Here is a 20,356-nt window from a genome sequence, read left to right as displayed (position 1 = left end):
TTGCACTTATATGAAGCTCACCCTCCAAATAGCCGGATTCGTCCTGACGCTATTTTCTTTTCTGCCACTCATTAAGTCCCCCTTGTGGTGGATCAGAGTGCTTGATTTTCCGCGCTTTCACGTGGCCATACTACTGACAGGTATATTAGTGGCGTACATCGCACTATATGGTGTGACAGGTAGCGCCGGCGAGACTGCTATGCTCGTGCTGTGGGGTCTGGCTATCATAAACGAGATGCGCTTTGTCTATTACTTCACGCCACTTGCTCCCAGAGAAGCATTGCGCACCGAAGTGCAACAGCCCGCCAACACTATTAGCCTGATGATTTCGAATGTGCGCATGACCAATAAAAAGTATGAGCAATTCTTACAGCTCGTACTGCGTACCGACCCTGACATTGTGCTGATCAACGAACCTAACCACGCCTGGCATGAACACCTTCAGCCTGAGTTAGACAAGCGGTTCCCTTATGCGATCAAAAAGCCGCTGGAGAATACCTACGGCATGCTGCTCTACAGCAAGTTCAAGATGCTGGATAGTGAGATCCGCTTTATGGTGGAAGACGATATACCTTCTTTTTATACAGTCGTGGAGCTGCCGAGCGGTCTGAAGTTCGACTTGTACACGGTGCATCCTCAGCCGCCGCGGCTTATGCAGAACACCGAGACCCGGGAAGCAGAACTCCTGATTGCTGCCAAGGCTGTCAAGAACTCACCGCGCCCTTCTATTGTAGCCGGTGATCTGAACGATGTGGCCTGGTCAAGCACCACCAAGCTGTTCAAGCAGATCAGCGGCATGCTGGATCCCCGGGTTGGCCGTGGCTTTTATAACACGTACAATGCTTACGTACCACTATTCCGCTACCCCCTGGACCATGTCTTTTATGATCCTTCGTTCCGGCTGGTGCATATGGAGCGCCTGCCAAAGTTCGGCTCCGATCACTTCCCGATTCTGATCACGCTAAACTATGAACCGAAACATGAGGAGGAACAGCAGCCTCCCAAAGCAGATGCCGAAGACCATGAAGAGGCGAACGAATTGATACAGGAAGGCCTGGAAAAAGGTGAGGAGCGCAGCGAGGAAAAAGAAGCCGAAAACGGGGTAAAATAAAAAACCCGCTCAGTAAACTGAGCGGGTCAAAATAGATGAATGCCCTGCCTAAAGGGCTATATGATCTTTAACTTAGATACGCTCTACGTTAATTGCATTCAATCCTTTTTTGCCATCTTTCACTTCGAAAGAAACACGGTCATTCTCACGGATTTCGTGAACAAGACCAGTCTGGTGAACGAAGATGTCTTGGTTTGTATCGTCAGCAATGATGAATCCGAAGCCTTTCGATACGTTGTAGAATTTTACTTTACCTGTTTGCATGATAAATAATTGTTAATAATGGAAGCAAAGGTAAAAAATAAGTTCTTATAAATAACCAAATTCAGAAAAATATAATAAGCCAATCTGAATCAGAAACATAGCTGATCTTCCTTGCCCCTCCTGCCCCATCGGTGCATGTGCATGCGGTGAGTCTTTTCGGGTGCTCTCTGCTATCATGCCCAATAACCCTCCCACACGAGGTTCGTATAGCTAAAACGTTCAGTTACACTAAGTAAAAAGGTATAATTACCATTTTTTTGCTTCAGACTGAACAAGCGATTTGCCACTTCCCTGACACCTGGTGTCGGGCTGTGGCAATGAGACGTACTAATGGGTTTTTACCATTCCAAATTAATCTATAACTATAAACTGAGGAGATCAGAACTATGAAAGAAAACGAAAAAAACCAATCGTCCAGCCAGTCTGGAAGCATGTCGAGTGGCATGTCATCGGGTAGCTCCAGCCAAAGCGGCTCCAATATGGGATCATCAAACCAGGGAAGTTCCGGCACAAGCGCATCATCCTCTTCAGGCTCTAATCCTACTTCCAAGAGCAGCAGCAGCAAGTCGTCGTCTTCTGAAAGCAAGACAGCATCAGGCACCAAAGCTAAGTCAGGCTCTAAAACTTCTGCCAAGTCTTCTGATTCTAAAACATCTAAATCTTCTACTTCTAAAAGCGGCAAGAGCAGCGACTCAGGTAGCAGCAGCTCAATGGGCAGTAGCTCATCAATGGGCGGAAGCTCGTCTATGGGTAGCAGCGACCAAAACTATGGCAGTCTGAGTGGTTCGCAGCAAAGCAACCAGGGCTCAGGCAACATGGGTGGTCAGCAAGGCGGCATGGGCGGCTACGGTTCGCAGCAGGGAGGCCAGAACTCTGGCGACCAGCAGGGCTATGGCTCACAAGGTGGTTATGGCTATGGCTCGCAGCACAGCGGCGGCTATGGCGGCCAGAGTGGCTACGGTTATCAGGGCGACTACGGCTCATCACAGCAAGGCGGTGGCATGCAGCGCGGCTACGGCGACAGCAGCGGCTATGGCTCTATGAACCGTGGTGGCTCCGGCAGCATGAGCGGTGGCTACGGCTCTTCCTCTCAGTCTGACTGGGGTTCACAGGGTGGCTTCAACTATGGCAACCAAGGTGGCATGGAAGGCAATCGCGCCCGCTACCAGGATCAGGACTTTGGTGCATCAAGAGGAGGTATGCAAGGTGGCATGCAGGACAGAGAAGGTGATAATATCGGTGGCCAGAGCTACGGTGGTTCACAAGGCTCCTTCGGTATGCAGGGCAGCGGCTCTAACCAGGGTGGCTATGGCAGCTACGACAGCGGCCGAGGTGGATATGAGCAAGGCGGTGGCTATCGCAGCAGCAACCAGGGCAGCAGCTATGGTGGCTCATCTCAAGGTGGTTACGGCGGCTCGTCTCAGAGCGGCTATGGTGGTAGCATGAGTGGCCAGGAAGGCTACGGCTCCAGCATGACAGGCTCCGGATCATCCAGAACAAATATGCACGGCGGCTATGGCAGCCAGGGCAGTTACCAACAAGGTTACGGCCAGGGTGACTATGGTCAGCGTGGCTCACAGGGCAATTATGGTTCGTCTCAGGGTAGCGGCATGCAACGCGGCTACGGCGACAGCAGCGGGTACAGCTCTTCATCTCAAGGAGATTACGGTTCTATGAGCAGCCGCGGTGGCTCTCAGGGCAGTTACGGCAGCTCACAAGGAGGTTATGGCTCCAGCGGCAGCATGGGCTCAGGTATGAGCGGCGGCTATGGCGGCTCGTCCAGAGGCGGTGGCTCTATGGGTGGCTCCCAGGGCGGCGGCTACGGTGATCGCGACCGACATGGTTCTATGGGTTACGGCTCTTCCAGAGGTATGAGCGAGTATGACAGAGATGACTATGGTTCGCAGAGAGGGTACGACTCCCAAAGCTCTATGCAGGGTGGTTATGGCTCACAAGGCGGCTACGGATCTCGTGGTGGCTCCTATAATGACGAGTATCGTTCATCTCAGGACCGCGGCAGAAGTGGCCGTTCTTACGACGACAACTCTGGTTCGCAGGGCGGTTACGGCGGCTCTTCCCGTTACGGTTCACAAGGTGCCGATTATGGCTCTATGAGCGGACGCGGCAGCTCACAAGGCGGCTACGGTTCTTCTTCGCAGAGTGGCTATGGCAGCTCACGAAGCGGCATGGGCTCAGGTATGAGCAGCAGCGGCTACGGCAGTTCGTCTGGCGGTGGTGGCTCTATGGGCGGCTCTTCCAGAGGCGGCGGCATGAGTGGCTATGGCCAGAGCGGTTACCGTGAAGGTGGTTATGGCCAGGGCGGACGCGGCGGCGACCAGAGCCGTTACGGTTCTATGGACAGCGGCACGTCTTACTACAGCGATAACCAAGGCTCATCTTCCCGCGAAAACTATCGCAGCGGCATGGGTGACCAGGATTACTCACAGCGCGGACGTTCCAGCTACGGCGACGACAGCGGCTTCGAAACAAGAAGAAGCGATCGCTACCGTGACCTGGACTAACCAGCAATATGCTAAAGCAAGAGCGCCTTCCCTGAGTCAGGGAAGGCGCTCTTTTTTTGTCGTACTCCAACTTTACACATGCTGGATTATGCAGACCACTTTATACCTGATTCATCAAAAGCACTCCTGATAATCCTGTGCGAACTGACGGAAACTGTGAGGGGGCCGGCCTGTAACTTCCTGCACTGTGTTGCTTACCTTAGCTGATTTACCCGCCTTGTACGCTGCGTATAGCTCCAACAAAGCATCGGTAATTGAGGCAGGTGTACGATGCGACTTAATGGCTTCGCGGGCTGCTTCTTCCGGCACATCCACAAAGTCTACCTTCTTGCCTGTAGCCTCGCCCAGCAAGGTAGCCATTTCATGATGCGAAAGGGCCTCTGGTCCGGTAAGTTCATATACCTTTCCCATGTGTTCTTCTGACAGCAGCACCTCCACAACCACTGCCGCTATATCGCGGGTATCGATGTAGCTGACCTTTCCCTCCCCTACTGGCATGTAAAATTTGCCTTCACCCTTTATTGAATTAGCACTGTAGTTCACCAGGTTTTGCATAAAGCCAGCTGGCCGAAGAATAGTATAGGGGATGCCGCTCTCTTCTACATAAGTTTCCATCTCACGGTGCCAGCGGCCGAGCTGTATACCCGGCTCAGCTCCGGCTCCCAGTGCTGAAAGTTTTACGATATGTTTTACATCCTGCCGCTTGGCCTCTTCTACCAGGTTACGAGCCATCTCCAACTGGTCTTCAGAAAGTGGCGTGATGAGCACGAGCCCATCTACATGCGTGAAAGCTGCGTGCAGGGAGTTAGGGTCTCGGAAGTCGATCTCCACAATCTCCACACCGGGCAATCGCTTTAGATTTTCGCCTTTGATAACGGAGTGTACGCCTGCCCGCACATTCACATCCTGCATGGCCAGTTGTTTTATAACTTCACGGCCTACTGTACCTGTAGCGCCAGTTACCAATATCGTTTGTCGCATAGTCTTATCTGTTAAGGGGTATGTTAGCTATACGTGCCAAGGCCTTCTGCCGTGTCATGATACAGCTTTACTTATAAACTGATCATGTTGGTGATAGGTTAAAGGGGATGATGAAAATCAGCGCTTCGGCTCAAAGCTGACCAGGTATAGCTTTCCATTTTCGTTGCTAATGAGCAACTCGCTAGGCGACAGGTATAGCAACGCCTCGGCCTGACCTGTGCGGGCCAGTGGGAGGCAGTAGCGCTTGCCCGCAAATTGTACCTGCTTATCTTGGGGCTCAAACAGGTATAGCCGCCCATACCCGAGCAAGGCAAAAACTTTTCCGTTCGGGGCGCTGTCAGCAGCAGTGATCGCAGAACTGACACGAAGTTTTTCCTGTGGCTCTAGGGCATAGGTGCCGCCTAAAGCGGGCAGGGTATAGCGATGGGTAATGCCTTTGCGGGCGCGGCTCTTAGTGAAAAGGTGCAAACTGTCATTACGATAAAAAAAGGCCTCCAGATCGAAGTGGCGCTGCCGTGTGGGTGGGGGGAACTCCTGCTGATCAGCAAAGCTGAAATTGATAGTCTCCTGCACGGTCATGCCCTCCTGCTGCACCTTAAAAACTCGCAGATCACGGCGGGCATTGGCATTGTTGCCAAAGTCACCGATATACAAGTTTCCATTCCAGTCCTCCGCCAGTTCCTCCCAGTCCCGGTTGGGCAGTGGCATTGGTACTGTTCGCAGCAGCTCCCCTTTTAAGTTAAACAGGTATAGCTCAGCCGGAAAACTGCTATCAGGGTGCGTCCAGAAGGTAGTGTCCGTTGCATGTGCAAGCCCTGAGCTCTCTTTTATGCGGCTATCTAAACGACCGATTCGCTGCACCTTCACCTTGTAATCTTTCCGCAATCGCTCAAAGTCGCTGTTGCGCCTGTCCGCTCCGCAGCCGCACAAAGCCGTTTGCAGGTATACATACAGGGTGAAAAGTTTAATGAGCATTTATCTGTTAGTGGGTGAATCTTAACTTGTAATTGATGATTTATCAGCTATTAAATGGTTTGATGCACGATTGGTGACTGGTCGCGGTCTGACGCTGTAGTTTGTCTATTCTCTAACTTTTCAACTCTTTCTACCTTCCAAACTTTCCAGACTCCTGAACTTATCCAGTAAGGCTTTGCGATTGGCCCAGAATTGGCGGCTGTACACACGCTGGAAGGCCCAGTGTCTTTGCTGTAGTAGTCTGGGGATGTCGGCGTGGGCGTGGCGAACCGAGAGGTTGTTGAAGTACAGGTCGTCATCAGTCAGTACCACGCTGCTATAGTTGCCGTCCTCCACGGTGGTCAGGTCAGCAAAAGGCATGGCGGCTTGCAAAGTAGGCACCAGTTGCGCCAGCTGCTCTTTTAGCATCGGTACCTGTGCCGGCATAGGTAGTACCTGTGGTTCGTACTTGAAGTAGCGACGGCTGACTTGCTGTGCATAATGTAGGTAATCGCGAAGCAGCTTAGGGCCCGCGTGCTGCGCGTTTTCTACCAGCAACTGCTCACTTCGGATACTGCTCACCACGATCACCATTTGCCGGGCACGGGTGATCGCCACATTCAGGCGGTTTTCGCCGCCGGCCTGGTTCAGGCTACCAAATTGCATTACCATACGGCCTTTGGCATCCGGTGCATACCCTACCGACAAGATCACGACCTCCTTCTCATCCCCCTGCATGTTCTCAATGTTCTTCACCGTCACGGTTGGCGGCAAGGCTATACCTTGCAACTGGGTCTTTTGCTCCAGCAGGTCCTGCACCAGCATCTGCTGATTGTAGTTGAAAGTGATCACACCTATATCCTGTGCACCGTTCTGCAGCAGCTGAAGCACCTGCTCTATCACTTTCTCAGCTTCTGGCAGATTGCTGTTTTGCTGCCACAGGCCCTGTACTTTCACAAACTGGATGGCGGGCTGACGGGCATTCACGTCCTGCAACTCAGGTATAAGTTCCAGGCGGTTGCGGTAGAAGTGGCGGTTAGAAAAATCGATCAGCTCGGGAAAGCGGCTGCGGTAGTGCTGTGTGAGCATGGTCTGCGGCAGGTATAGCCCACAAAGCTGCAAAAGCGACTCCGCCGTCAGCTCTTCCGGTTCTTCGTCACCGTTGCCGCCCCAGCGTGAGCGGTACAGGTCTGATGGTCGCAACTGCTGCTCGTCGCCAGCCACTACCACCTGCTGCCCGCGCAGCATGGCTGGTATACCTGTCTCAGCAAAGCATTGGCTGGCCTCATCAAAGATCACCAGGTCAAAGCAGCGCTCCAGCGGAAAAACAGCCGATACCGTTTCGGGCGATGCCAGCCAGCAAGGTGCCAGGTTCAGAATCTCCTCACTGAACAGTTCGAACAGTTTGCGGATCGGATACAGGCTGCGCTTTTTGCTGACCTGGGCATGCAGCCGACGATAGGTCACGGCATTGCCCAGCCGGTTGTACTCCATGTGCCGGTAAGTTTGCTCCCGTAGCCGCGACAGGACGATTTCCTGACTCAAGTCCTGCTTTTGCTGCAGCAGGCTTTGCAGTTCTGTTTCTACACGGTCTAGCTCGCCACTGTCGGGCATGCGAAGTTCAGGCTTCTGGCTTTCGAGCTCGTGCAGCCAGGCCAGGTACAGACTGTTCAGGAACAGTACTTCTCCGTCTTGCGCAGTGGCTATACCTTCGTGCAGCACCTGGCGGCATACCTCCCGTTCGGCTACAGTCAGTGTACTGTTCAGCTCGTCGTAAGCTACTATTTGCTCAAAGTACTGTTGCAGGGTATCCAGCATCAGCTTGCTGTAACCTTCCTGTTCTGTCAGCTTTTCTATCTGTGTTTTAGGGAGCCACTGCTCCCACTGCCCGTAGCGCTGTTCAAACACCTGCAGTGCCTGTGCCAGGGCTTGCAAGTGCCCTGACAAGTTTGTCTCCAGCCACATCTTTTCGTGCAGCACACGCTCCCGATGCAGCTGCTTGAGCAACTGGTGCGCCTCCAGAGCCTGCTCTGCTACCTCCAGCTTTTGCAGCATCGGTGTCGGGTTGTCTTCTAGTCGCAGGGTATAGCCAATGCTCTTGTTGATGGCTTTAATCAACTCCTGTGCCTGCTCCCGCAGTTCGATGCGCCGCTGCAGTTCGCCTACCCCCTTAGAGGTCAGGTCAAACTTGTATTTGCCTAATGCCTGCTGCAGCACTTTTTTATCCTGTGAGAAAAACCAGCCTATACCTTTGAGGAAATCTTTCTGCTGCGCCTCATAAGCTGAGATGGCCGACTTCACCAGCGTCAGTTGCTCGACCGGTATGGCTGCGTCTGGAGCGGGACACACCAGGTATAGCCCTTTGAGCTGGCGCACCAGTTTTTTCAATTCTGATGCTTTGGCCTGTTTGCGCAGAAGGGGTTGCAGCACTTCGGGCACACCTTCCTGCTCGAGCATGTGCTGCAGTTCGTCTAAGGTGTCGTAGGCGCTTCGGTAGCGCTCCAGGTTGCCCAGTTCAAAGTCAGAACCGCTGAGTTGGCTTATACCTTGCCGCAGGGCACGGTACTGCTCAGGCAGTGCCTCGATGGTGCGCTCCAGTTCCTGCCGCTGCGGCCAGCCAAAGCCCTGCATGCTGTGGCGCTCTTTCCAGATGAAGCCAGGCTGCTCCAGCACAATGCCCTGCTGCAGGCAAGCCCGCAAACGAGGCAAAAAATCATGGATGGTATCAGCCGTAAACTGCCTGAACACCTCCGGAAGCTGCACGTGAGGCTGTTGCAGGCTGCTGCGCAGGTATAGCTCCTTGGGTGACCAGCCACAGCGGCTACTGTCGAACAAAGCTGTACGGAAAGCCTCCAGCTTTTGCAGGCATTGGTTGATGCCACGACTCACTTCCAGGAAAGTACGGTCGGTATAGATGCTGTTGAGGGCGTGGTTCTGCTTCTTGTATTCTTCCAGCTGGTCTATCTGTAGCAGCAGTTGCTGGTAGATGTTTTTGCGGTCGGCGTTGATATCGTGCACCAACGCGGCAAACGGCCCCAGACCGGCAGACGATAAACGTTGGTGTACCACATCGAGGGCGGCACGTTTCTGGCTCACCACCAGCACCCGTTTACCTCGGGCTGTGAAGTCAGAGACGAGGTTACAAATCAGTTGCGACTTGCCCGTACCCGGAGGTCCCTGCACCACCAGCGAGCGCCCCAACTTCACTTGCTGCAAGGCGGCCTCCTGCGAGGCATCCATGGCAAAAGCGGTAAAGGTATGCTGCGCTTGTGTAGCTGACTGGCCTATACCTGCATCAGGTACCGCAAACAGGTCTTCCATCTCCTGCAGACCATCGCGCTGCAGGAGTTCATCGTAGTCGCTTAGCAGATAAGAGGCAGCCTGCGGGTATAGCCCCAGCACAGCCTCCTGCTCCAGGTATAGCTGACCGGGTTTCAGATCGGCTTCGTAGTCGGCCTTCCGGAAATCGTGAAATGGCTTGAGTTTATCAGTAAAAAACTCCCGGCCTGCATGCACCGTCAGCTGGTTCTCTTTCAATAGCTCGTATACCTGCGTGCGAAACTCCAGCGGGTGCGTGGGCAGTGTGCCCAGATCAAGCTCCAGCAAGGGCTCGGCCAACGGGGTACCCATGTAATGCGCGTAGGCCAGCACAAAACTCTGGTTGAACTGTGCCGGCTGCGACGGATCAGGTATAAGCTCCCATTCCTGCTTGCCATTGATCTGCAACCGTACCGGAAAAAACAGCAGCGGGCAGCGCACGGTAGTGCCATCGGCAAACTTGCCATGCACAAAAGGCCAGCCAAGGTATAACTCCCGGCTTCCACGCTCTTCTTCGATCATGTCAGCCTTGCGGCGAATGTAGCGCAAGCGTTGGCTCACTGGCGTTACAGGAGCGTAGCGACTGTCAGCAAAGGGGGCCAGCACGGCATTTTTGCCACTGAGTACCTTCTCCAGCACATGGAAAGCGGGTTTGTTGTTGATGAAATCCAGCTCGCTAACATCGAGGTGCAGCTCACGCGAAAGCCGCAACAGCAGCAGGGCTCTGTTCCCGGCGCTCAGGTTGAGCAGGCGATGGCGATAGCTTTTGAGGATGGATTTCATACAGTGTATTGCTCCGAAAACGGATGGAATTGCAGAATAGTCTGTAGCTATACGGCAACTCGGCAGCATTACGGCAAGTTAGCATGAATTTAGTGGACTTGGAAGCGATAAGATCGTCATCACTCCGGCAGTACGTATGCTGTATGCGGTAGTGTTTTTTATTTTCCGGCCTTCCTGATGCCACACAAAGCGACAGACTATCACTTGGATCATAGCCTAGGCATCTCCTAACCTGTAAACTGCATAAACCCGCCGCCGCTTAACCTATAGTGCATATTTAACCGTATGGAATAAAAATTCCGGTTAAGCTATTTTGCGCTTCTGTGATCTGCTTTCCTTATAACATTTTCACCTGAACAGCAGTTGTAGTATCACGCACAAGCTGTAGCTTGCATCCGATTTGCACCAATATTTACTATGAGAAAACCCATAAATCTGCTCCTGTTGCTCGGGCTGGTCCTCACGCTGCTGTCTGCCTGCCGCAAAGAGCGGATGGAGAAAGAAGTAGCTCGTATGGACGAGTACACTACCTCCAAAAAATACCCTTCCAAGTTTGCGGACGAGAGTATCCAAAAGTGGAAAGAGCAGGTGCCTGAAATAAAGGAAGTCAAAATCAAGTCCACGCTCGACGGGAACGAGCAGCCGGCGCTGTTCTATACCTCCGAAACAACTGGCCCTCGCCCCTTGCTGGTGATGCTGCACAGCTGGAGCAGCGAGTATCTGCAGGAAGTGAGTATTCCCTTCGCGCTTTGGTCCAAGGAGTATGACTGGGCCTTTATACACCCTAACTACCGTGGCAAGTTCAACAAACCGGAAGCCATGGCTTCTGACCTGGCCATTCAGGACCTGGTAGATGCAGTGAATTACTCCAAAGCAAACGCTGAAATAGATGAGTCGCGCATTTACATCCTGGGTTCATCGGGCGGCGCTATGACTGCTTTGGTGGCAGCCGGACGACATCCCGAGATCTGGGCAGGTGTAGTGGCCTGGGTCCCTGTATTCGACCTGGTGGACTGGTATGCTTTCAGCCAGAATTACCCGCACCGCGACTACAACCGGCACGTGGTGACAGCTTGTGGCGGAGAGCCTATACCTGGCACGCCCGCCGCCGAAGAATGCAAGCGCCGCAGCCCGAGCACCTACATCCATAATGCAAAGGAGGTGCCGATCTTCCTGGCACATGGCACAGTCGATGTTCTCGTACCACCTGACCATTCCATCAGGGCCTTTAACATACTGGCCAATCCTGCCGATACCATCTCCCAAAAGGAAATTGACTATATCCTGGAAGAGCAGGCCCTGCCCGAAGGGATGGAAGGCGCTACCACCCGCGACAAATATTTCGGAGCGAAAGACCCCAAAATTGTGTTTGTGCGGGAGTCAGCTAATGTCAGGCTAACCCTGTTTGAGGGTGTGCACGACATGGCCTATAACCCCGGTCTGCTTTGGCTGAATGAACAGCAGAAGAAGATGCCAGCCCCTCCGGCCGAGCCTGTGGCTGGTCAGTGATCATTATGTGGATAGATCGAGCCAATGTCTGACGCTTCAAAAAAAGAAGAACAACCTAAACCTGGCCTGCCTACGCTAGAGCAGGTGTCATCGGGAGGAGTCGTGTTTCAGCACGGACTGTCAGGTATAGAAGTGGCCCTGATCTCGGTTGGCAAACCCGCCCGCTGGCAGCTGCCCAAAGGCATCGTAGACCCCGGCGAGACACCTGAAACGACAGCTGTACGTGAAGTGCAGGAAGAAACAGGCGTAACAGCCACGCTGGTTGAGAAGATCGATACGATTGAGTACTGGTATGTGGGAAACAAAGCCGGACAGCGAGTTCGATTTCACAAGTTTGTGCACTTCTTTCTGCTGGCTTACCAGTCAGGCGACATCGGCCAGCACGACTGGGAAGTGAACGAAGCCCGTTGGGTAGACTTGCAAGCGGCCAAAGAGCTGCTGTCTTTCAAAAGCGAACGTCAGGCGCTGGAAAAGGCGGAGCAACTGATCCATAAAACAGAGAAATAGATTTCGCTCCTGGCCAGTCACCTACCCACAAATAATTGATCAAAACGACTTTTCGTACAGCCTATATCACAAGCTTTACATTATAGTAGACGCCTTTTTCTTCGTAGAAAATGTAAAAGAAGTCTTTGTCAAAAGACGCTATCCTGAACTTGTTATACTTGCTTGCCCCCTGCAGGTCACCATCCAGTATAATCAGGCCATTGTCATCCTTCACCTCCCGTAGTTTGAATTTATATTTGGAAGGATATACTGTCATGTCGTTTGAGCCACTCTTGAAGCTTGCTTTTTCGACCACATTAAATTCCGTTTTGCCAGCTAGTCTTGCTTTGAACTCTTCAGCGTTTAATAATTGCGTGGTATAGACTGCACCTGAAAGAAATGTGCCGGCGGTTGCGCTTGTGCTGTTATTATGAATATTGAAACTGTTTGTTACCGTTTGGTTCTGCGTCAGGTATACGACGTTCGCACCCATCATTGCTGCCATAATTTTGATCTTCCGGAATGCCCGTTCTTTTACCGCTCCCATATCAGAAAATAGCGTTGCCCCCTGAGCTGCCGAGCTGATTTCTCCAATTTTAAATAAGCCTTTCACATCTCCTTCGAGTTGTGTTACGGTCACGTTGTCAAAGTCCTTTCTATTGCTTACTTTTTTGAATGCAGCCGCTTCCGTAAACGTCTGCACACGTCCATTCTGGAACACAATTTTCTGCACAGCATTTCTATACACTGAGTTGACTAACTCCTCCCCTACATGAGAGTATTTCACCATTTCCGGAGTAATTTCTTTTACGATGCAAGGTATGGTTGCGCTGGTCGTGAAGAGTGTGTCAGCTTGGGCATAGCTGTACTGAGTTGTGATGAGCAACAGAAGTGAAAGTAGAAGCTGTTTCATAAGGTAGAATGATTGTCGGCAGTTTTCTGCCAGGTAGGCTGTTGTTTGTCTTTCAAATGATTTTGGCTGACAGCAAATATAGTTTATATCTTTAATGAGAAAGGTGAGACGCTGTGCAATTTTCACACAATCGACTCCCTTATTTTCGCACAGCTTAGATTTGAACACCCTACAACACCAGGTAAGGGCTGATCTTCTCGAACAGCTCCTGCGTCACAATCTTGATCTGCCGCATGTTTCCATTCATAATGTTAGTAGCACAAGTAATATATAGTAATTATTATATATGAATTATGTAATATTAATTCTACATTTGTGTCTACTATCAAATAATTTTATACTTCATCTTATGAAAAAATTATCTACAAGCTTAATTCTTGTCGCAATGATTCTTACACAGAGTTGTGCAACCCTCTTTACTGGTACAAAAGACACAATTGTTATCAATTCAGATCAGAAAGCTAAAATAGAGATTGATGGCATCCAAGTGGGTCATACTGGTGAATCTATTCGCGTAAAAAGAAGCTTAAATGACAAGGTTGTAACACTAAAAGCTGATGGCTATGAGACTAAAACCTTTGAGCTACAAAAAGCATTTAATGTTGTTAGCGTATTAAACTTCTTATCTCCACTTGCTTGGGGCATAGATGCACTAACAGGTGCCGTTATGAAATACGAGCCTAAAGTTTATAATATGGAGCTTGATGCTAAACCAACTACGCAGAAACAGTAGAAATCACTAGTTTAGAATAAGTAAAAGAGCCTAGATATGAATATGTCTGGGCTCTTTTTCTCTCAGCTCTATCATTATTTACTGATGATAAATATATATAGTATTAAAGTATTAAATAAGGTTTAACCTTTTGGTATATTTCCTGATCTATTATCTTAATTCTTTTAATATCTTCAACTGATGTAAAAGCACCATGCTGCTCCCGATAAGCAACAATCGCCCGCGCCACATTAGAACTGATATAAGGATGTGCCTTCAACTGATCGGCGTTGGCTTGATTAAGTGACAGCTGCTGCAAGGGGTTGGCTTTTGGCACGAAGGTATACTTCTGCAGGCTGTCTACTACGGCCGGTGGCAGCCCGAAAACTTCCTGCACCTGCGCCATACTGTGGAAACCTCCCAAACCATCCCTGTACTTCACGATCCTTGCCGACAGTTTGCTGCCAATCCCTCTGATCTGTTTTAGCGCCGTGGTATCAGCGGAGTTAATGTTGAAAGGTGCCAATATAAACTGCTCTCTTGGGCGTGGGTTACTGGTCCAATTTGGATTTGGCGCAGTCCGAGGACTACCAGCTATACCTTGGTTGCGGCTATACCTATCAGGTTTGGTTTCGGGGAGTTGGATGTAAGGGTACAGCTTTTGGAAAACCGAATCAGGCAGGCCATAGATAGTCCCGAGCTGTGCCTTGTAAGTGAAGTCGCCTACTTTGTTGCGGAAGTTGAGAATGCGCTGTGCCATGTACTTCGGCATACCCAGCTCCTGCCACTGCTCCTCGCTTAAGTGATTAGGGTTGAAAGGCTGCAGTGCCACAGGCAACTGGTATACCTGTCCCCTACCTGTCGGCTCTGGTTGTTTGGCTTCGAGTTGAGCCACCAGGCTATCAAGCAGCTGTTTGTCAGATGGGCTACTATCAATAGAGGTGGGATTAGGTTTTGTAACCCATTTAAATAGCAATGGTGCTGCCGTTAGCAGCACCATTGCCCCCAGCAGTACCAGAAATCCGTTTACCTCACCTTGCGAGAAGCCAAAGTTGCGTCGAATCCAGTACTTGAGTTTTCTCATTTCTAATTTATGCCCGTGGAGCCTGCCGCTCTATCTCGTCATCATTGTCGAGATACGAATCGGGCTCCGGCTTTGGAGGTGCATTCAGCACCCGGTAAAAGAAGTATGACATTAAGCCAGTTACCAGCAATATGGTACTGAGCATGACAACAAGTGCAGATGTATTCATAGTTTCCTAAATTCTTCCTTCTCTAACTCTTTTTTTGTAGGCAATGTATACCAGCAGCGCAATGCTCAGGAATACAGCTACTAACAATGTACGCGAAGCGTTCACAAAGAACAACGTATCCTGCAACTGCTGAATCACTTCTGGATCAGTCGCTTCGGCAAGCTGGCGTTTCAGGCTGGAGTTCTTGATCTTATTGATGATCGAACTATCGTCCAGTTCCCAGCCATTAGCAAAGGCTCCGGCCCAGTCACCGCCTTTTGGCGTAATAAGCGAGCCTATAAATACCCAAAGCAAGAGCAGCGGCGTCACAAACTTGATAATGAACTTATAGAAATTAGGCACTTGAATGTCGGCACCGGAGGTAATCTCACGCCAGCCCTTGTTCATACCAAACACCCACGCAAACAGAATAGATTCAAATAGCGCAAACACTACCAGCGATACAGTGCCTGCCCAGTAATCATACTCGTCGAATACACCATATTTGAAGAACAGCACCGTCGGCATACCTAGCAGCAACACGATCAGGCCAAACGACCAGGCGGCTGGCTTGCGTCTCCAGTTGAACTCGTCCTGCAGGAAGCCGATCCAAGGTGTACCCATAGCAAGTGACGAAGTAATACCGGCAAAGAACAGGAGGCCGAACCACATCACACCGGCTACAGCACCCAGCACATCGCCCCACTGGTAGAACAGGTATGGCAGCGTTCTGAAACCAAGTCCAAGACCACCTTGGCTGTTCACCAGTTCAGTCACACCGTCAACGCCCAGGTAACCAATAGAGATCGGGATCAGGATAGCAGCACCCAGTACCACTTCCACAAATTCGTTCATCCAACCGGCAGACATCGCATTAAGGGCGATATCGTCTTTGGAGCGCACATAAGAAGCGTAGCAATGGATGGTACCCATACCTACCGACAAGGTAAAGAAGATCTGACCGGCAGCTGCCAGCCATACACTTGGCGACCATAGCTCATCGAAGTTCGGTGTCCAAAGGAAGTTGAGACCTACAGAGCTATCGTTGATTGCGCCATTCTCACCTGCCGTGATAGTGAAGCCTTTGTAAGCCAGAAAAATACCGAACAGAATCAGCAAGGGCATACCGATCTTGGCAACACGCTCCACACCCTTGGCAAGGCCTTGAGAAAGGATCCAGGTGTTAAGCAGCAAGCAGATCACAAAGAAAACAATAGGTTCGTAAGGTATACCGAAGGTAGATTCACCCAGGCTTACATACTCGTTGAAGAAAGCTGACACGCCGTTCTGATCAAGCCCGGCGAAGGTACCGCCGATGGAGTGGAACACGTAAGAGAGCGTCCAGGACTCCAGGTAGCAGTAATATGAGGCTACCGCGATGTTGGTCCAGATACCAAATACCCCGATGTACTTCCAGAGGCGGTTGCGGTGCATGGTGTCCACAATAAACGGTGTGGAGTGGTGACCGAACTTACCACCGAAGCGGCCCATGGACCACTCAATCCAGAGGAGCGGAATACCCATTACCAGAAAGCAGATCAGATAGGGTATGATGAAAGCTCCACCGCCGTTCTGCACCGCCTGCACTGGGAAACGGAGGAAGTTTCCCAGACCCACTGCGTTGCCGGCCATGGCCAGAATGAGACCCACCCGGGAGCCCCATGATTCTTTGTTAGCACTCATAAAAAGAGGTAAAGGTTGGTTAGTTTAGATTAGTTGGTTTAGTGTAAAGGCACGGATAATAGGGATTTAAAGCTTACAATTTAAACAATGGTTCTGATTGAACCATATTAAATTCAATATTTTTAATACATATCAGCCTGTTCTGCGACCATGGCTATACCCTCTTCAAAGGTATGGGGCTTGTACCCTAGTTCACGCTCGGCTTTGGTGATGATAAAACCAGTGCGCGGCGGACGCTTGGCAGGTTGCGAAAAGGTGCTGCCATCAGCTTTATCGATGAGTGATTTGTCCAGGTCGAAGTAGTCAGCGACGAGCATCGCCATGTCATAAGGGGTGTACATTTCCTTGCCTGAGATGTTGTAGATGCCTTCGGCGTTGTGCTGCACGGACAGCCAGCAGCCCATGGCCAGGTCCTCAGCCAGCGTTGGGGTACGGAACTGGTCAGTTACGACCTTGATCACTTTGCCGGCCCGCAGGCTATCACGCACCCACAGCACAATGTTCGTGCGACCGTAGTCGTGCACCACGCCATATACCAGCACAGTGCGGAGTATCGCCCACTTGCATTTCGCCTTTTTCACGATCTCCTCGGCCATCAGTTTGGTTTCACCATAAAAGCTGATCGGGTTGCCCTCCGCTTCCTCGTCATAAGGACCGTCCTCACCATCAAAGATAAAGTCAGTGGAAAGGTGGATCAGGTGTACGTTATGCTTTTCACAGGCTTCTACTACAAAGGCCACTGCGTCGCGGTTGAGCCTGAGAGCACCCTCACGGTCAGACTCGCACTGGTCTACGTTCGTCATGGCAGCGGTATGGATCAGATGCGTTGGTTTAAAGTCAGCTACTACCCGCTCCACTTCTATGGGGTTGGTCACATCCATCGAGGCAAAGGCCAATGTCGGAAAGATCTCAGCTAATTTATTATCGCCACGGCTGGTTGCCAGCAATTCTACATCGGTGCGAGGAAGTAACAGGGTAACCAGTTTCTGGCCCAGCAGGCCATTGGAGCCTGTAATCAGTATTCTTTTCATGTTTTCGGTTTCTTGGTTTAGGTGAAGATTCTCAGTAGAGTTCTTCTATGCTTGGTTTGGTATTAGCTTGCAAACTAAGTCCACTTGGGAGCAAGGTCATTCCGTTTTACTTTTGTCATCCTGAATGGATCTTGGTAGCAAATGGCACAGGCTTAACCTCCGGGGGAAGGGAGCTTGTTTTCTCATAAAAAACAGCCCTGTTCTTGAGAGCAAGTGCATCAGCCCTCTCCTACTAAAGGAAACTGCCATTTGGGTAAAGATTCTACAGTTACTGTGCGTTTCTCTATTAAATGAAAAACAGACAGTCAGTCCCAACGACAGTTAATTTGCCTGCGGATAGGTATAGTTGTACTTGCGGGCGATCTTCTTCTTTTTCACGTCCTCCACTTTCACAGTTATTTTCACATCCGAAAGCGGACGGTTACGGCCGTCTACAGCTTGTTCAGCTATTTTATCGATCACATCCAGGCCATCGATCACCTGCCCGAACACGGTATAGGCTTCATCCAGTTGCGGCGTGCCCTGGTGATTTTCCACGATGTAGAACTGCGAACCGCTCGACTCTTTTTTAGGATTCACCTGGTCACCCATACGGGCAGCGGCCAGAGCGCCCCGCACATGTTTGTACTTCGGCTTGATCTCAGCGGGAATGGTATAGCCCGGGTTACCCATACCGTCGTTGCGTGGGTCATCGTCTTTGGTGTTCGGGTCGCCCCCCTGAATCATAAAGCCATCGATTACACGGTGAAACGTGGTGCCGTCGTAATAGCCCTCGCGGATAAGTTTCAGGAAGTTGTCTTTGTGTAGAGGCGTGTCGTCGTAGAGCAGCAGTTTCATTTCGCCATGCGGCGTAGAGATGGTTACCAGCTGGTCTTTGCCTTTCGGAGCTTTCTGAGCCAGCACGGCCATAGGCAACAAGGCCAGCAGTATCATGAAAGTAGCGATCTTTCTAAGCAGATTCATGTTTGTGGTATAGGTTTATCGTCTGAAATTAGGTCTAAATTTCAAATTTAAGCCTTTTTGGCACCTTTTCACGCATTGACCTCATTTTCTGCCCCCTCATGCGAATACTTCTATTTCAGAATAAAATCCACAACCACAGCATCATGTGAAAGGAGCCCTTTCGTATACAGGGTATAGCTTGCACTTTAAGAACTTTATGCTGCACCTCCGGAAGCAATTTAGATGTTAATTTCCTACTTCCGTCAAATAAAGTTATATTCATGCATGCTGACTAAACTTACCTACCCTTATTTAATGAAAAAAGTACTACTCATAACAGGCCTTGGCCTTGCCGCCTCAGGCAGTGCGCAGGCACAGGTTCCCTCCACCACTATCGACGAAAAAATTGAAGCAGCCGTAGCTCCTACTGCGCAGTTCATTTCTGACATCATCTTCTATGAAGTGCAAGTGGCTGGCACAGGTATACCGCTTATCCTGGTATGGTTGCTGGCAGGCGCTCTATTCTTTACTGTATACCTGGGCTTCGTCAACATCAGAGGCTTTAAGTATGCGCTAGACATTGTACGCGGCAAGTACAACCAGCCCGGTGCCCCCGGAGAGGTGTCCCACTTCCAGGCGCTGACAGCTGCCGTATCTGGCACAGTAGGCCTGGGCAATATTGCGGGTGTGGCCATCGCCATCTCACTCGGCGGACCAGGTGCTACCTTCTGGATGATCATGGCAGGCCTTTTCGGTATGTCCACTAAGTTTGTGTCGTGTACGCTGGGTGTGAAGTACCGCGATGTGCATGCCGACGGCACCGTATCAGGCGGACCGATGCACTACTTAAAAAAGGGATTGCAGGAACGCGGCATGACGGGCCTGGGCAAATTTCTGGCTGCTTTTTTTGCAGTGATGTGTATAGGCGGTGCACTGGGAGCAGGCAACATGTTCCAGATCAACCAGGCAACGCAGCAGTTTATATCCGTAACGGGCGGCGCAGAGGCTTCTTTCTTTGGAGGTGGTAATTCCTGGATGTTCGGTTTGATTATGGCTGTGCTGGTAGGTTTGGTGATTCTGGGCGGAATGAAGAGCATAGCCCGGGTAACCGAGAAAGTGGTTCCGCTGATGTGCGGCGTTTACATTGTGGCTGCTATTATAGTTTTGCTGGTCAACTTTACTTTAATCCCAGCAGCTTTTGTGGCTATTTTTGAAGGTGCCTTCACCACGACGGCCATTGGCGGCGGTGTGGTTGGCGTTATGATTCAAGGCTTGCGTCGTGGTATTTTCTCGAACGAAGCAGGTATAGGCTCGGCCTCCATTGCGCACTCCGCCGTGAAAACCAACATGCCCGTTACAGAAGGCTTTGTCGCTTCACTGGAGCCTTTTATTGACACAGTAGTTGTCTGCACCATGACAGCCCTCGTAATAGTTGTAACAGGTGCCTATACCCAGGACACAGGCGATGGTATTGCACTTACCTCTTCCGCTTTCGCCACAGTAATCGACTGGTTCCCGCTCATACTGGCTGCTGCCGTTATCCTATTCGCTTTTTCTACCATGATTACCTGGTCATACTACGGCCTTAAGTCCTGGACCTATCTGTTTGGCCACACCAAGTCGGCTGATATCTCTTTTAAAGTATTGTTCTGCGCCTTTGTGGTACTGGGTGCACCGATTCAGTTGAATAGCGTAGTAGCCTTTTCTGATGCGATGCTTTTTGCGATGAGTATTCCGAACCTGATAGGTTTGTTCATCCTGGCCCCGGTCGTGAAAAACGAGATGCAGGCTTTCCTGGCCTATGCACGCTCCAGTAAAAAACAGCCGTTCACACCAGCGGCGGTTGAAGCAGCACACTTGAAGGCTGAAGCGGAGGCATAGGTATAGATAACAGGTATACTTTATACCTACAACA

The 20,356-nt window shown here is 50.8% G+C and carries 16 protein-coding genes; 6 read left to right on the top strand and 10 right to left on the bottom strand.

Features of this window, described 5'->3' with window-relative positions:
- The first annotated feature begins 10 nt into the window (after positions 1-10).
- Positions 11-1,111 (top strand): endonuclease/exonuclease/phosphatase family protein, encoded by a 1,101-nt coding sequence (locus Q1A54_RS02780; RefSeq protein WP_299984894.1) that lies wholly within the window; start codon positions 11-13, stop codon positions 1,109-1,111.
- A 72-nt stretch (positions 1,112-1,183) separates the two neighbouring features.
- Here Q1A54_RS02780 and Q1A54_RS02775 read toward each other — a convergent pair whose 3' ends face one another.
- Entirely contained in the window at positions 1,184-1,375 is a 192-nt protein-coding gene (locus tag Q1A54_RS02775; protein ID WP_007654403.1) for a cold-shock protein, read from the bottom strand.
- Positions 1,376-1,761: 386 nt separating this feature from the next.
- Between Q1A54_RS02775 and Q1A54_RS02770 the strand changes: the two genes are divergently transcribed.
- The gene (locus Q1A54_RS02770; RefSeq protein ID WP_299984891.1) at positions 1,762-3,897 is read left to right on the top strand and encodes a hypothetical protein; all 2,136 of its coding nucleotides are present in this window, start codon (positions 1,762-1,764) and stop codon (positions 3,895-3,897) included.
- A 114-nt stretch (positions 3,898-4,011) separates the two neighbouring features.
- Here Q1A54_RS02770 and Q1A54_RS02765 read toward each other — a convergent pair whose 3' ends face one another.
- The 3 genes from Q1A54_RS02765 to Q1A54_RS02755 all read right to left on the bottom strand — a co-directional run bounded on the left by Q1A54_RS02765 (position 4,012) and on the right by Q1A54_RS02755 (position 9,933).
- Positions 4,012-4,878: an SDR family oxidoreductase gene (locus tag Q1A54_RS02765; protein WP_299984889.1), complete on the bottom strand. Its 867-nt coding sequence runs from the start codon at positions 4,876-4,878 to the stop codon at positions 4,012-4,014.
- 117 nt (positions 4,879-4,995) lie between these two features.
- The gene (locus Q1A54_RS02760; RefSeq protein ID WP_299984887.1) at positions 4,996-5,853 is read right to left on the bottom strand and encodes a hypothetical protein; all 858 of its coding nucleotides are present in this window, start codon (positions 5,851-5,853) and stop codon (positions 4,996-4,998) included.
- 120 nt (positions 5,854-5,973) lie between these two features.
- Positions 5,974-9,933, bottom strand: a complete 3,960-nt coding sequence (locus Q1A54_RS02755; protein WP_299984885.1) for an AAA domain-containing protein — start codon at positions 9,931-9,933, stop codon at positions 5,974-5,976.
- A gap of 417 nt (positions 9,934-10,350) precedes the next feature.
- Here Q1A54_RS02755 and Q1A54_RS02750 point away from each other — a divergent pair, with 417 nt between their 5' ends.
- The gene (locus Q1A54_RS02750) at positions 10,351-11,442 is read left to right on the top strand and encodes a prolyl oligopeptidase family serine peptidase (protein WP_299984883.1); all 1,092 of its coding nucleotides are present in this window, start codon (positions 10,351-10,353) and stop codon (positions 11,440-11,442) included.
- Positions 11,443-11,466: 24 nt separating this feature from the next.
- Positions 11,467-11,949, top strand: coding sequence for an NUDIX hydrolase (locus tag Q1A54_RS02745; protein ID WP_299984881.1), 483 nt, complete (start codon positions 11,467-11,469; stop codon positions 11,947-11,949).
- A gap of 61 nt (positions 11,950-12,010) precedes the next feature.
- Here the strand turns inward: Q1A54_RS02745 and Q1A54_RS02740 are convergent, their stop codons facing one another.
- Entirely contained in the window at positions 12,011-12,841 is an 831-nt protein-coding gene (locus Q1A54_RS02740) for a hypothetical protein (protein WP_299984879.1), read from the bottom strand.
- Between the two features lie 349 nt (positions 12,842-13,190).
- Between Q1A54_RS02740 and Q1A54_RS02735 the strand changes: the two genes are divergently transcribed.
- Positions 13,191-13,574, top strand: coding sequence for a hypothetical protein (locus Q1A54_RS02735; protein WP_196114244.1), 384 nt, complete (start codon positions 13,191-13,193; stop codon positions 13,572-13,574).
- Positions 13,575-13,677: 103 nt separating this feature from the next.
- On the opposite strand, the gene Q1A54_RS02730 is transcribed toward Q1A54_RS02735, so the two are convergent.
- From Q1A54_RS02730 to Q1A54_RS02710, 5 genes are all read right to left on the bottom strand, one after another.
- On the bottom strand, positions 13,678-14,637 hold the full coding sequence (locus Q1A54_RS02730; RefSeq protein WP_299984876.1) for a helix-hairpin-helix domain-containing protein: 960 nt from the start codon (positions 14,635-14,637) through the stop codon (positions 13,678-13,680).
- A gap of 7 nt (positions 14,638-14,644) precedes the next feature.
- Positions 14,645-14,806, bottom strand: a complete 162-nt coding sequence (locus Q1A54_RS02725; protein ID WP_192811708.1) for a hypothetical protein — start codon at positions 14,804-14,806, stop codon at positions 14,645-14,647.
- 6 nt (positions 14,807-14,812) lie between these two features.
- Complete coding sequence (locus tag Q1A54_RS02720) at positions 14,813-16,468, bottom strand: sodium-dependent transporter (protein ID WP_007660080.1); 1,656 nt, start codon at positions 16,466-16,468, stop codon at positions 14,813-14,815.
- A gap of 122 nt (positions 16,469-16,590) precedes the next feature.
- The gene (locus Q1A54_RS02715; RefSeq protein WP_299984872.1) at positions 16,591-17,499 is read right to left on the bottom strand and encodes an SDR family oxidoreductase; all 909 of its coding nucleotides are present in this window, start codon (positions 17,497-17,499) and stop codon (positions 16,591-16,593) included.
- Positions 17,500-17,820: 321 nt separating this feature from the next.
- The gene (locus tag Q1A54_RS02710) at positions 17,821-18,462 is read right to left on the bottom strand and encodes a peptidylprolyl isomerase (RefSeq protein ID WP_196114241.1); all 642 of its coding nucleotides are present in this window, start codon (positions 18,460-18,462) and stop codon (positions 17,821-17,823) included.
- Positions 18,463-18,756: 294 nt separating this feature from the next.
- On the opposite strand from Q1A54_RS02710, the gene Q1A54_RS02705 reads away from it, so the two are divergent.
- A complete protein-coding gene (locus Q1A54_RS02705) occupies positions 18,757-20,322 on the top strand; it encodes an alanine/glycine:cation symporter family protein (RefSeq protein WP_299984870.1) in 1,566 nt (521 codons plus the stop codon).
- Positions 20,323-20,356 lie beyond the last annotated feature (34 nt).

Source organism: uncultured Pontibacter sp., from assembly GCF_947502515.1.
GTDB lineage: Bacteria > Bacteroidota > Bacteroidia > Cytophagales > Hymenobacteraceae > Pontibacter.
This window is presented reverse-complemented; position numbering and strand designations above follow the sequence as displayed.

Coding starts and splice junctions, on each gene's coding strand:
- Q1A54_RS02730 (WP_299984876.1), bottom strand. CDS start 14,637: ATGAGAAAACTCAAGTACTGGATTCGACGCAACTTTGGCTTCTCGCAA.
- Q1A54_RS02760 (WP_299984887.1), bottom strand. CDS start 5,853: ATGCTCATTAAACTTTTCACCCTGTATGTATACCTGCAAACGGCTTTG.
- Q1A54_RS02775 (WP_007654403.1), bottom strand. CDS start 1,375: ATGCAAACAGGTAAAGTAAAATTCTACAACGTATCGAAAGGCTTCGGA.
- Q1A54_RS02725 (WP_192811708.1), bottom strand. CDS start 14,806: ATGAATACATCTGCACTTGTTGTCATGCTCAGTACCATATTGCTGGTA.
- Q1A54_RS02770 (WP_299984891.1), top strand. CDS start 1,762: ATGAAAGAAAACGAAAAAAACCAATCGTCCAGCCAGTCTGGAAGCATG.
- Q1A54_RS02765 (WP_299984889.1), bottom strand. CDS start 4,878: ATGCGACAAACGATATTGGTAACTGGCGCTACAGGTACAGTAGGCCGT.
- Q1A54_RS02755 (WP_299984885.1), bottom strand. CDS start 9,933: ATGAAATCCATCCTCAAAAGCTATCGCCATCGCCTGCTCAACCTGAGC.
- Q1A54_RS02715 (WP_299984872.1), bottom strand. CDS start 17,499: ATGAAAAGAATACTGATTACAGGCTCCAATGGCCTGCTGGGCCAGAAA.
- Q1A54_RS02780 (WP_299984894.1), top strand. CDS start 11: ATGAAGCTCACCCTCCAAATAGCCGGATTCGTCCTGACGCTATTTTCT.
- Q1A54_RS02705 (WP_299984870.1), top strand. CDS start 18,757: ATGAAAAAAGTACTACTCATAACAGGCCTTGGCCTTGCCGCCTCAGGC.
- Q1A54_RS02720 (WP_007660080.1), bottom strand. CDS start 16,468: ATGAGTGCTAACAAAGAATCATGGGGCTCCCGGGTGGGTCTCATTCTG.
- Q1A54_RS02735 (WP_196114244.1), top strand. CDS start 13,191: ATGAAAAAATTATCTACAAGCTTAATTCTTGTCGCAATGATTCTTACA.
- Q1A54_RS02710 (WP_196114241.1), bottom strand. CDS start 18,462: ATGAATCTGCTTAGAAAGATCGCTACTTTCATGATACTGCTGGCCTTG.
- Q1A54_RS02745 (WP_299984881.1), top strand. CDS start 11,467: ATGTCTGACGCTTCAAAAAAAGAAGAACAACCTAAACCTGGCCTGCCT.
- Q1A54_RS02750 (WP_299984883.1), top strand. CDS start 10,351: ATGAGAAAACCCATAAATCTGCTCCTGTTGCTCGGGCTGGTCCTCACG.
- Q1A54_RS02740 (WP_299984879.1), bottom strand. CDS start 12,841: ATGAAACAGCTTCTACTTTCACTTCTGTTGCTCATCACAACTCAGTAC.